General features: G+C 59.8%; 12 protein-coding genes. All 12 read right to left on the reverse strand.

Annotated elements, in window-relative coordinates; translation table 11 throughout:
• Positions 1–201: 201 nt before the first annotated feature.
• The 12 genes from HGP16_RS34460 to HGP16_RS27250 all read right to left on the reverse strand — a co-directional run bounded on the left by HGP16_RS34460 (position 202) and on the right by HGP16_RS27250 (position 12463).
• Complete coding sequence (locus HGP16_RS34460) at positions 202–801, reverse strand: PAS domain-containing protein (protein ID WP_168843084.1); 600 nt, start codon at positions 799–801, stop codon at positions 202–204.
• Between the two features lie 116 nt (positions 802–917).
• On the reverse strand, positions 918–2255 hold the full coding sequence (locus tag HGP16_RS27200) for an NAD(P)-binding domain-containing protein (protein ID WP_168843085.1): 1338 nt from the start codon (positions 2253–2255) through the stop codon (positions 918–920).
• A 68-nt stretch (positions 2256–2323) separates the two neighbouring features.
• The gene (locus HGP16_RS27205; RefSeq protein ID WP_168843086.1) at positions 2324–3364 is read right to left on the reverse strand and encodes a DUF3445 domain-containing protein; all 1041 of its coding nucleotides are present in this window, start codon (positions 3362–3364) and stop codon (positions 2324–2326) included.
• A 28-nt stretch (positions 3365–3392) separates the two neighbouring features.
• On the reverse strand, positions 3393–4358 hold the full coding sequence (locus HGP16_RS27210) for a PDR/VanB family oxidoreductase (protein WP_168843087.1): 966 nt from the start codon (positions 4356–4358) through the stop codon (positions 3393–3395).
• Positions 4355–4960: a dimethylamine monooxygenase subunit DmmA family protein gene (locus HGP16_RS27215; protein WP_168843088.1), complete on the reverse strand. Its 606-nt coding sequence runs from the start codon at positions 4958–4960 to the stop codon at positions 4355–4357. The genes HGP16_RS27210 and HGP16_RS27215 overlap by 4 nt, the downstream gene beginning before the upstream one ends.
• A 9-nt stretch (positions 4961–4969) precedes the next feature.
• Positions 4970–6103: an aminomethyltransferase family protein gene (locus HGP16_RS27220; RefSeq protein ID WP_168843089.1), complete on the reverse strand. Its 1134-nt coding sequence runs from the start codon at positions 6101–6103 to the stop codon at positions 4970–4972.
• A 111-nt stretch (positions 6104–6214) separates the two neighbouring features.
• A complete protein-coding gene (gene folD / locus HGP16_RS27225; RefSeq protein WP_205927568.1) occupies positions 6215–7120 on the reverse strand; it encodes a bifunctional methylenetetrahydrofolate dehydrogenase/methenyltetrahydrofolate cyclohydrolase FolD in 906 nt (301 codons plus the stop codon).
• A 3-nt stretch (positions 7121–7123) separates the two neighbouring features.
• Positions 7124–8008 (reverse strand): formyltetrahydrofolate deformylase, encoded by an 885-nt coding sequence (purU, locus tag HGP16_RS27230; protein WP_168841379.1) that lies wholly within the window; start codon positions 8006–8008, stop codon positions 7124–7126.
• 98 nt (positions 8009–8106) lie between these two features.
• Positions 8107–9414: a type III glutamate--ammonia ligase gene (gene glnT / locus HGP16_RS27235; protein WP_168843090.1), complete on the reverse strand. Its 1308-nt coding sequence runs from the start codon at positions 9412–9414 to the stop codon at positions 8107–8109.
• Between the two features lie 78 nt (positions 9415–9492).
• Entirely contained in the window at positions 9493–10821 is a 1329-nt protein-coding gene (locus tag HGP16_RS27240) for an FMN-binding glutamate synthase family protein (RefSeq protein WP_168843091.1), read from the reverse strand.
• 15 nt (positions 10822–10836) lie between these two features.
• On the reverse strand, positions 10837–11523 hold the full coding sequence (locus HGP16_RS27245; RefSeq protein WP_168843092.1) for a GXGXG domain-containing protein: 687 nt from the start codon (positions 11521–11523) through the stop codon (positions 10837–10839).
• A gap of 31 nt (positions 11524–11554) precedes the next feature.
• Positions 11555–12463: a glutamine amidotransferase family protein gene (locus HGP16_RS27250; protein WP_168843093.1), complete on the reverse strand. Its 909-nt coding sequence runs from the start codon at positions 12461–12463 to the stop codon at positions 11555–11557.
• Positions 12464–12554: the final 91 nt, after the last annotated feature.

Below are 12554 nucleotides of genomic sequence, written 5' to 3' on the forward strand. Positions count from 1 at the left end.
TCTGTTTTTTTTGGGTGTTTTGTGTGTGTATTTGTTGGTCTGCCTTTGTTTTTTCCCACCCCCCCCCCACGTCCGCCGGCCGCTTCTTTAAGGTTGCCGCAACGCAACACAGCTCTACGAGGAACCGCGAGGGAACTCCTTAGCTCACGCATTATCGGAACCTGAGTTGCGCCGAAGTTACGGAAATACCTAGAGAACGCTTTACTCTGCTTTTCGCTGCGCGCTCGAAATCGCGCGCGCCGCTTCTTCCGAGGAGTTTGCGAGCGTACGCATCTCCGCCGCCAATACGGCGAAGCCCGATCCGGCCGTACCCGCTCTTGCCGCCTCGATGCCGGCATTGACGGCAAGCAGCTTCAGGTAGCGCAAGGACTGCAGGATCTCGTTGGTCTTGGATGCCGTGACCCGCATTCCGGCGGTCTGTTCGTCGAGACGCTGATAAAGGGATTCGACGTTCAGGATACTGCCCTCAAGATAGAGCAGCTCGCCGGCCTCGTCCCAGACACCGCCGCCGGTCTCCGTCACCCAGACAAGATGTCCGTCGCTGTGGCGAATGCGATATTCCATCGTCCAATCCGTGCGAGCTTCCAGCGCCTTGCCGACGAGCTCGTCCATGTTCGGAATGTCGTCCTCGTGCATGATCGAGGTAAATGTTCGCGTGCGGTTACCGATAATCTCGTCGGCGGGATAGCCGAAGATCCGCTCGATGCCATCGGTCATTTCGAGCATCGTATAGTTTTCGTCCGCCCGGCAGCGATAGAGGAAACCGGCCATGCGGCCGAGAACGCTTGTCTGGAAATCCATGGATGCCATGCCCGAAGAGAAGGTTGCGGATGAACTCGTTTCGTCTCGACGCACAAAAGGCCGGCAAGGGCTGCACTTCGCCTCCCTTGCCGGTTAGGCGGGGAAATGACCGCGGATCAATTGCGCAGATATTCCTCCATCGAATCGTCAAGCGCGTCGACCCAGGGTGTATGGTGCGTCGGCGACATGGTGCCGGTCATCAGCGAGCGATAGGCGTGGTCGCGGAAGTCCATAATGTTCCCGGCCTTGTGGTGCTCCCACTCCATGAAGGTCTTGTTCGTGCCTTCGATGTCGAAGCTCGGATAATCGGTCTCGGCGAGCAGCTCCTTCACATAATCGCCCTGGTACCAGATCATCTGCTCGGCATCCTCGAGCGTTTCCTCGCGGGCGCGCCACTTGTCGAAGTTCGCCTGCAGTTCTTCTTCCGGCGGCAACTTGATGCGGCCCATGATGACATCGCGCGCCCACCAGGCCTGCACGTCGAACATGTTGAAGGTGTAGAACTGATCCTGCATGCCGATGTAGAAGAGCTGCGGATTCTTGTCGAAGATCACGCCCTTGTAGAGATGGTCGGCCCATAGGCGGTTGGCCGTCTTCAGGCGGAGATCATCCGGCAGGAAGGGGAAATGATGCTGATAGCCGGTGCAGAGGATCAGAGCGTCGATATCCTTCGATGACCCGTCGAGGAAATAGGCCGTCTTGTTCTCAAGATGCGTCAGCAGCGGGCGCTCCTCGAAATTGTCGGGCCATTTGAAGCCCATCGGCTTGGAGCGATAGCTCGTCGTGACGGATTTTGCCCCGTATTTCCAGCATTGCGAGCCGATATCCTCGGCCGAATAGCTCCGGCCGACGAGCAAGACGTCCTTGCCCTTGAACTCCAATGCGTCGCGGAAGTCATGCGCATGCAGCACGCGGCCGTTGAAGGTCTTTACGCCCTCGAAATAGGGCACGTTAGGCGTCGAGAAGTGACCTGACGCAACGACGACATAATCGAACTCCTCGTCATACATCCGGTCCTGCACGCGATCGTGCGCGGTCACGGTGAACTTCTTCGTCTCTTCATCGAAGCGCACCATGCGCACGGGCGTGCTGAAGCGAACCCATTTGCGCACATCGGCCTTCTCGACACGGCCCTTGATATAGTCCCAAAGCACGGCGCGGGGCGGATAGGAGGCGATCGGCTTGCCGAAATGCTCTTCGAAGGAATAGTCAGCGAACTCGAGGCATTCCTTCGGCCCGTTCGACCATAGATAGCGATACATGCTACCGTGAACGGGTTCGCCATATTCATCGAGCCCCGTGCGCCAGGTGTAATTCCAAAGACCGCCCCAATCCGACTGTTTCTCGTAGCAGACAACTTCCGGAATATCAGCGCCCTTCCTTGCAGCCGATTGAAAGGCCCTCAACTGTGCAAGGCCCGAAGGGCCGGCACCGATAACGGCAACTCGTGTCATGTCGCATTCCCCTTCTCGATTATTTCGAAGTTCTTATGGCAGTCAGAAGTTTGGTGCGGTGCCCGGCATCAATCCGGAAAAATGCCGGGGCTGGTCGGCGCCCCGTCGTCATATTTCGAAAGCCAGTCGATCGTGATCTCGCGGAAGCGCGTCAGGCCCTTGTAGTCGATGAGTTCCGGCGGCAGGGTTTTCAGCACACGCGGGAAGCGGCGCGCCCATTTCGGCACGGTCACGAGCTCATTCATATTCATCAGATAGCAGCGGATGACGAAGAGAATGGCGTTCGAGCGCGGCAGGCGCCACAGGCTCTGCAGCTCGACACGAAGATGCACCTTTTCGCCGACATTCTCCGGCGTCACCGTGGTGCGATCCGGCCCCCATTTCGGATAGTTTTCGGGGCTGGTATCGAGGCGGGGATTGATCGTCATCGTCCAGTTGAAACGGCGCGTCGGCTTGCCTTGCTGCAGGTTCAAGAGGAACTTCAGCGCGCGGTCGAAGACGCCGATCTGGTGGGCGAGCGGCACCGGCCCGTGCCACTCCATGAAATTCATGCCGATATCGAAATCGAGCGACCAGTCGGCCTGGGTCGTCACCATGCCGGCATCCATCCAGAGATTGCTGTCACGCTGGTCGACGATGCAGAAATCGCCCTGCGCCTGGCGGGTAATGTATTCGAACGGCTCGTAGGGCAGCGTCGACGCATCGCCGAATGTGAAGGTGTCGTCGATGCCAAGGGGACGGTTGGTCCAACGCCATTGATCGCCGTTCTTGGTGAGCGTGAAATGCTCGGGATATCCGGCCGCTTGCTCTTCCATCAGCAATTCCAGCGTATCCCATTGCGCTGTCATCATGTGCGGCAGCGCTTGATATCGTAAGGGGTCCTCCTTCAGGACGAGCGCCCGGTCGTGCATTTCGGCGACGTAGTGCTCATCGACGTCGATAAGGCTTTCGTAGACCGTGTTCTTCTGGCCCTTCACATGCGGTTCCATGTTGACGGAATACATGTACTCGTCGCGGTCGAAGGGAAACGGGAAGCGCCGGATGTTTTCCGGACTGTTGCGATAGCTGAAATCGTCTCGGAACGTTTCCTGCTTGAAGGCGATTGCCATGTCCGTTCTCCTGGGTATCGGCCGAAGCCTAGAGGTCGAGATGCAGCGCGCTTCCTTCGAAGCGGGAAACGCAGATCATCACCTTTCGGCCGGAAGCCTTTTCTTCGTCGGTCAGATAGACGTCATTATGCAGAAGCTTGCCGTCGCAAACGGCAACACCGGTCTCGCACTGGCCACAGGCGCCGCCGCGACAGAGAAACGGCGCGTCCACACCGGCTGCCTCGATCGCTTCCAACATGCTTTCATGATGGCCGACGTGCACTGTCTTGCCTGATCGGGTCAGCACGATGGAGAAGGGCTTGCCGGGCTGCGAGGACAGGAACCGCTCCGAGTGCAGGTTCTGTTCCGGCCAGCCAGCCTCCAGACCGGTTCTCAGCACGCCGTCGATCATGCCGGCAGGTCCACACACATAGAGATGCGTGCCGAGCGGCTGGCTTTCGAGAAGCCGGGCAACGGACAAGAAATTGCGATCGGCGTCGCAGTAGATCTTTATGCGCTGCGAGCCATATTGCTCGACAAGTTCGCGGCAATAGGCCCCACGATCCAGCGAGCGTACGGCATAATGCAGCTCGAAATTGGCGCCTTCGCGGGAAAACTGCTGCATCATCGCGATGAAGGGCGTGATGCCGATGCCGCCGGCGATCAAAAGGTGCTTGCGGCCACGCCAGTCCGGCTGGAAAAGATTGACGGGATAGCTGACCCTGAGCTCGTCACCCTCCCTCACCTTCTCATGCATGAAGGCAGAGCCGCCACGCGAATCCTCGACGCGCAGCACGCTGATCTCATAGGCCGAGCAATCATGAGGTGGTGACATCAGAGAATAGGCATTGCGCCGCATATGTCCTTCATCGTTCATCGACACGATCACATGGGCGCCGCCGGAAAAATAAGGCATCGGCTTGCCGTCGAGACGCTCGAAGCGGAAGCGCTTGATGCGCTCGGCAATGGGAGTGACCTTCGCCACGCGAACAGGAATTTCCGTACCACCGCTCACAGGAACAGCTCCTCTGGATCGGGCGCGCTGCCGGGCTCTTCCGCATCGATATTGACGCCCTGGAAAGCGCCGAGGCGACGCGAATAATGGTCACGCACCAGAAGCGGCAGCCCGCAATGGCTGCAGGCAAAGGGGCTATGCGTGACATCTTCGGTAATGCCCTTGCAATGGACGCATTGCACGCGGCGGGCCAGCGATCCACGATGTTCCGTGATGATCGAGGCATGGTCCATGCCATAGTCGAGCGCCACCATCATTGCCTGGCCGATAAAGCCTTCGGTGCCGGCGATGTAAAGCCGGGTGCCCATATGCGCCGTCGAAAGCGATCCTTTCAGCCGAAAGAGCAATGTCGCGATCGTCGGCGCCGTGAAGAACATATCGGCGCCGAGCCTGCGCAGGGCCTCGTCGTGGCCTCTGCCCTGCGAACCGCGCGCGACATAGAGCACTTCGCTGCGAGGCAGGATGGCATCGTCAAGTGCCGTCACCTGGTCGAGGAGGGCGTTGGCCCCCTCACCTTCGAGCACAAACAGATGCCGCCGGGCGTGCGGCTGGATGGAGAGACCTTTGTAGACCGGTCGGCTCTTTATGCCTTCGACGAGCATGAGCGCCTCCTAACCGATGGCCGTCCTCTTCTTCTTTTCCGGATCGTCGAACGGCAGCGTATGGGCAATCGCGCTCGCCTTGAGGCTCTTGCCCCGCACTTCCAGCCTTGTGCCCTGCACGGCCTTGTCGACATCGAGACGCGCGATCGCCATGGATTTGTTGGTCAAGGTCGAATAGCAGGGGCAGGTGATGACACCGACCTTCTTGCCCTCGGCATAGACCTCGTCGCCGAGATCTGCCGGGTCGTCTGCATCGATGAGCATGCCGAAGATCTTGAAGCGCTCCTTGCCCTTGAGACGGGCATGTTCCTCGGCGCCGCGGAAGCCGGTCTTGCCGGGGCTGACCGTGAAATCCAGGCCGAGTTCCCATAGGCTGTCGCCGGGCGGTTGGTCGGCGAAAGGATACATCTGCGAGTTATCATAGGGATAGAAGAGCAGGTAGCTTTCGACCCGAAGCATATCGAGGACGCTGAAACAGCAGGGGATGATTCCCATCTCCTCGCCTTCCGCGACGATGCGGTCCCAGACCATCGGAGCATCCTGGCCGCGAACGAAGATCTCATAGCCGCGCTCGCCGGTATAGCCGGTGCGCGAGATCATGACCGGTGCGCCGAACAGCGTTGTCTGCATGTGATGGAAATATTTGAGGTCGCGGATGCCGGGCACGTATTTGGCGAGATAGTCGACCGCGACGGGGCCTTGCAGCGACAGGTCGTGCAGATCGTCGTCGAAGAGAACGGCGCAGTTGCGGCCGGCGGCCTGCTTGACGAGTTCTTCGTGACCCGAGCCCGAACCATGCACCAGCATCCAGGAATTCGGTCCGGTGCGATAGACAATGCAGTCGTCGGTGAAGTAGCCGCGGTCGTTCAGCATCGCGGCATAGACCGAGCGGCCAGGATAGATCTTCGACATATCGCGGGTGGTGATATAGTCGAGCACGGCAATGGCATGCGGCCCGACCAGATGCACCTTCTTGAGGCCGGAAACGTCCATCAATCCGGCCTTGGTGCGGATCGCGACATGTTCTTGCGACATGTCCTTGTCGTAGGTCCAGGCGGTGCCCATGCCGCTCCAGTCCTCAAGCTTCGATCCGAGAGCACGGTGCCGGTCCGCCAAGGCGGAGAAACGCCATGATAATGCCATTTCGTTCCCTCATTTTCTTCTATGGAATATTTATTTCCTGACTATAGTCGTCTTTCACGCCTTGGCAAGCCGATCCGAGTGGTTTTTGTCATCTCTCGGATGGCATTTTCTTCAGAACTTCGGCGGCTTTCTACCGGCGGCACGATAGGCTGCGATGACGGTATTGGCCATCAGCATGGCGATCGTCATCGGACCGACACCGCCCGGAACCGGCGTGATCGCACCGGCGACATCCAAGGCTTCGGCATAGGCGACATCGCCCACCAGCCGGCTCTTGCCCTCGCCCCGCTCCGGTGCCGCGATCCGGTTGATGCCGACATCGATGACCGTCGCGCCGGGCTTCACCCAGTCGGCCTTGACCATCTCCGGCCGGCCGACGGCCGCCACCAGAATATCGGCGCCCCTTGCGACGGAGGCGAGATCCTTCGTCCTCGAATGCGCCGTCGTGACCGTCGCATTGGCATTGAGCAGCAATTGCGCCATCGGCTTGCCGAACAGGTTGGAGCGGCCGATGACCACAGCATTCAGTCCCGACAAGTCCTCGCCATGGATGCGCCGTACCAGAAGCATGGCGCCGGCCGGCGTGCAGGAGATCAGCCCGGTTTCGAGATCGCCGGTTGCTAGCTTGCCGGCATTGACGACATGCAGGCCGTCGACATCCTTATCCGGCCGGATCGACTGAATGATCGCATCGGAATTGAGATGCTTCGGCAGCGGCAGCTGCACGAGAATGCCGTGGATGGAGGGATCGTCGTTCAGTGAAGAAACCAGGCCTGCGAGCGCGTCCTGCGTCGTCTCGGCCGGAAGCGTGTGCTGGATGGAGTTGAAGCCGCATTCCTTGGCCATCTTGCTCTTGGAGTTCACATAGGCGTGGCTGGCCGGATCGTCGCCGACGATGACGACCGCAAGTCCGGTCTTCACGCTCGCGTCGGCTTCAAGCCCGGCTGCTGCAGCCTTCACGGCCTCGATCACCGATGCGGCTGCCTGTTTCCCGTCGATCACTGTCGCGATAGGCATGGCTTACCCCATCCTTTCGGAAGCGTATGATCCCGGGCTTGCCGGGAAGACGACGGTGCGGTTGCCGTTGAGGAAGGTGCGGAAGTGGATATGCGCGTGGATGGCACGGGCCAGCACCTGGCTCTCGACGTCGCGGCCGATCGAGACGTAATCCTCGGCCGACTGCGCATGCGTGATGCGCGCCGTGTCCTGCTCGATGATCGGACCCTCGTCGAGATCGGCGGTGACGTAATGCGCCGTCGCCCCGATCAGCTTCACGCCGCGCTCATAGGCCTGCTTATAGGGGTTGGCGCCCTTGAAGGACGGCAGGAAGGAATGATGGATGTTGATGATCCGGCCCGACATCTTCTGGCACATCGAGTCCGACAGGATCTGCATGTAGCGGGCCAGCACGATCAGCTCCGTGCCGGTCTGCTCGACCACGTCCATGATCCTGGCTTCGGCCTCCGGCTTGTTGGCCTTGGTCACCGGAATATGATGGAAGGGGATGTCGTGGTTGACGACGACTTTCTGGTAGTCGAAATGGTTGGAGACGACGCCGACGATGTCGATCGGCAATGCGCCGATCTTCCAGCGGTAGAGCAGGTCGTTGAGGCAATGGCCGAAGCGCGACACCATCAAGAGCACCTTCATGCGCTTCTTGGCATCGTGGATATCTGAAACCATGGCGAACTTTGCCGCGATCGGCTTGAAGCCTTCCGCCAGGGCGGCTTCGCCCACCCCTTCCTCGGAGATGAAGGAGACGCGCATGAAGAACATGCCGGTATCGAGGTCGTCGAACTGGCTGGAATCGACGATGTTGCAGCCCTGCTCGGCCAGATAATTCGAGATCGCCGCCACAATCCCGCGCGTCGACTTGCACGCTACTGTCAGTACATAGCTCGTCATGGTGAACTTCCTCCGCCGTCTACGGGCAAAAACCTGCCACTGTGCCGAAGCATCCCGCTCCGGCGCACGTGCCAATTCAGGCATTGTTTGCTCCGCCCTCAGATATCGAGCGTGCTGTCGCGCTCCCACTGGGTAAAATGCGAGCAGTAGGCATTCCATTCTTGATGCTTGAGCTTGAGATAGGCTTCGGAGAACTCCGAGCCGATCGCCTGCTTCAAGCCTTCGTCCTCGTCGTAGGCCCTCAACGCATCGAGCAAGTTGAGCGGCAGGCGCGGCGCATTCTTCACCAGATGGCCCTCCGCATACATGTCGATATCGTGGTGCGGTCCGGGATCGGCTTTGTTGCGCAAGCCGTCGAGGCCGGCGGCGATAATGATCGCCTGCAGCAGGTAGGGATTGACGGCGCCGTCAGGCAGACGCAGCTCGAAGCGGCCGGGACCGGGCACGCGCACCATGTGCGTCCGGTTGTTGCCGGTCCATGTCACGGTATTGGGAGACCAGGTGGCCCCCGAGGTCGTGCGCGGTGCGTTGATGCGCTTGTAGGAGTTCACAGTCGGATTGGTGATGGCCGCCAGCGACGAAGCATGTTTCATGATGCCGCCGAGGAAGTGCTTGCCCTCCGCTGAAAGGCCGAATTCCGCCTCTCTATCGGCAAAGACGTTGGTCCTGCCGTCATTGCTCCACACCGAAATATGGCAATGGCAGCCATTCCCTGTAAGACCCTTGAAGGGCTTGGGCATGAAGGTCGCGCGAAGCCCATGCTTCTCAGCGATCGACTTGACCATGAACTTGAAGAAGGAGTGCTTGTCGGCCGTCTGCAGCGCATCGTCGAACTCCCAGTTCATCTCGAACTGGCCGTTGGCGTCCTCATGATCGTTCTGATAGGCGCCCCAGCCGAGTTCGAGCATGTAGTCGCAGATCTCGGCGATGACGTCGTAGCGGCGCATGACGGCCTGCTGGTCATAGCAGGGTTTTTCGGCGGTGTCGTATTCATCAGATATCTTGCTGCCATCTGCGGTGATCAGGAAGAACTCGGCTTCAACACCAGTCTTGACCCGCTTGCCTTCCGCCTCGACTTGGCTGACGAGCTTCTTCAACACGTTGCGCGGGGCCTGGGCGACGATCTCGCCATCCATCATCAAATCAGCGGCGACCCAGGCAACCTCCTTCTTCCACGGGAGTTGGATGACGGAGGACGGGTCTGGCACGGCGAAAAGATCGGGATGCGCAGGTGTCATGTCGAGCCAGGTCGCAAAACCGGCAAAGCCCGCACCATCTTCCTGCATCCCGGCAATCGCCTGGGCCGGCACCAGCTTGGCGCGTTGGCCGGAGAAAAGATCCGTATAACTGATCATGAAATATTTGATGCCTTTGTCCTTTGCAAAGGCAGCAAGATCCAGTGTCATTCTCGTTCCCCTTTGGATTTCTTCGAGACACTTCGATTTATGTATGCAACCGCCGGGCTCTTCGGCCCGGCCGGAAAGTCAAAAGCCTCCTTTGCCCGGATACCAGTTGGTACCGGCAAGCGGAATCTGCGCCATGGCGGCGGCTTCCATCGTCAGCGCGCACAAATCCTCCGGCTCGAGGTTGTGCAGGTGATTCTTGCCGCAAGCGCGCGCGATCGTCTGCGCTTCCAGCGTCATGACTTTCAGATAATTGGCAAGACGACGGCCAGCGGCAATGGGATCGAGCCGGCTTGCGAGCTCCGGGTCCTGTGTTGTGATGCCGGCCGGGTCCTTACCCTCGTGCCAATCGTCATAGGCGCCGGCCGTCGTGCCAAGTTTCTGATACTCTTCCTCCCACTTGGGATCGTTGTCGCCGATCGCAACCAGCGCCGCCGTGCCGATGGCGACCGCATCCGCGCCGAGCGCCAAAGCCTTTGCGACGTCGGCACCGGAACGGATGCCGCCGGAGATGATGAGCTGCACCTTGCGGTGCATGCCAAGATCCTGCAGCGCCTGGACGGCGGGACGGATACAGGCGAGTGTCGGCATGCCGACATTCTCAATGAAGACATCCTGGGTCGCCGCCGTGCCGCCCTGCATGCCGTCAAGCACGACGACGTCGGCACCGGCCTTTACCGCAAGGGCCGTATCGTAATAGGGACGCGCGCCGCCGACCTTCACGTAGATCGGTTTTTCCCAGTCGGTGATCTCGCGCAGTTCCATGATCTTGATTTCGAGGTCGTCCGGCCCGGTCCAGTCCGGATGACGGCAAGCCGAGCGCTGGTCGATGCCCTTCGGCAGATTGCGCATATTGGCGACGCGATCGGAAATCTTCTGGCCGAGCAGCATGCCGCCGCCGCCGGGCTTTGCGCCCTGTCCGACGACCACTTCGATGGCATCGGCGCGGCGCAAGTCCTTAGGGTTCATGCCGTAGCGCGAGGGAAGATACTGATAGACCAGCATTTGCGAATGGCCGCGCTCCTCGTCCGTCATGCCGCCATCGCCCGTCGTGGTCGACGTTCCTGCCAGCGTCGCGCCACGACCGAGCGCTTCCTTGGCGTTGCCTGAAAGGGCACCGAAGCTCATGCCGGCAATGGTAATCGGGGTCTTGAGCGTGATGGGCTTCTTGGCAAAGCGGCTGCCGAGGACGACAGTCGTATCGCACTTCTCGCGATAACCTTCGAGCGGATAGCGGGAGATCGACGCACCGAGAAAAAGCAGGTCGTCGAAATGCGGCACCTTGCGTTTCGTGCCGGCGCCGCGAATGTCATAAATGCCGGTCGCCGCCGCCCGGCGGATTTCCGCCAGCGTATGATCGTCGAAGGTGGCGGACTTGCGCGGCGGCGTATGCGGATTGTGGTAGCTCATAAGGTCCCCTTCGCCTTAGTACGCGTCGGCATTGTCGATGTTGAAGTTATAGAGCTTGCGCGCCGATCCATAGCGCTTGAACTCTTCCGGTCTGACGCCGCGCACGCCGGCCCTTTCCAGAAGCTCGGAGAGCTTTTCCAGGTGCTCCGGCCGCATCTCCTTCTCGATGCAATCGGAGCCGAGGCTTTTCACCGAGCCGCGAACGAAGAGCTTGGCCTCATAAAGGCTGTCGCCGAGTGCATCTCCGGCGTCGCCAAGCACCACCAGATGGCCGGATTGACCCATGAAGGCGGACATGTGGCCGATACTGCCATGGACGACGATGTCGATGCCCTTCATCGAAATGCCGCAGCGCGAGGCGGCATTGCCCTTGATGACGAGCAGGCCGCCGTGGCCGGTCGCGCCGGCATACTGGCTGGCATCGCCTTCGATGACGACCGTACCGGACATCATGTTTTCCGCAACGCCGGGGCCGGCGGAGCCATGCACGGTGACATTGCCGCCATCGTTCATCCCGGCGCAGTAATAGCCGACGGACCCTTTAATATCGACGGTGACCGGCGCGTCGATGCCGGCGGCGACCGCATGATGGCCGCGCGGATTGACGACTTCGAAGGCTGTATCGTTGGCGCCCGCCGCAAGGCTATGGAGAGCGCTGTTGAGTTCACGCAGCGGCGTGACTGATAGGTCGAAAACTGGCATGAAAGAACTCTCTCGATTGCGACAAGCCTGATCAGGCCGCTTTTTCGTGATCCCAGAAATAGACGGTTGCCGGCTCCGGCTCCCAGATGCGGGCATTCTCGATGCCCGGGAGACTGACCAGCGCGCGATATTCGGAGCCGAAGGCTACATATTGATCGGTTTCCGCCATGACCGCCGGCTTGCAGGCGATGGGATCACGAACGACGCCAAAGCCGGACTTGGTACCGACGACGAAGGTGAAGAAGCCGTCGAGATCGTCGACCGCGCTTTCGAGTGCTGCCCCGAGATCCTTGCCTTTTGCCATCTCGGCCGTGAGATAAGCGGCCGCCACTTCGGTATCGTTTTCCGTCTCGAACGTCATGCCCTGGCGCTTCAGCTCGCGGCGCAGGTTGTTGTGGTTCGACAGCGAGCCGTTATGGACCAGGCATTGATCCGAGCCGGTCGAGAACGGATGCGCTCCGAGCGTGGTCACAGCCGATTCCGTCGCCATGCGCGTATGGCCGATGCCGTGCGTGCCGGACATGGCGGTGACTGCGAAGCGAGAGAGGACGTCCTTCGGTAGACCGACTTCCTTGTAGATCTCGACGGTATCACCGCTGCTCATGACACGGATATTCGGACGCATTGCCGTCAGGGCCACCCTGCCCTCATCAAGCTTGTCTTTGGCAAGAGTGATGACTGCATGCGTGCTCTTGACCACCACGGTCACCGGGACATCGAGCGCCCGCCTCAATTCATATTCCAGTCCGTCGAAATCCTTTACCGGATCCGCCGACTGAACGGTTATCTTCGCCGTGTTGCCATTGTCGTTCCCGTAGATCGCAATGCCCGCGCTATCAGGTCCGCGATCGGTCATCGTGATCAGCATGGAAGACAAAAGCGCGCCGAGTTTCGGTTCCAGCGCCCTATCCTTCAAGAAGAGACCGACAATTCCACACATGCCCAAACCCTCCGTTTTCGCATCTGCAAAAATGGCTATCAGGTCTAATGCCGTTTTTCAACTCAAAAGAATATTTTTTTCTTTTAAGGCA

The organism is Rhizobium sp. P40RR-XXII (genome assembly GCF_012641405.1).
GTDB lineage: Bacteria > Pseudomonadota > Alphaproteobacteria > Rhizobiales > Rhizobiaceae > Rhizobium.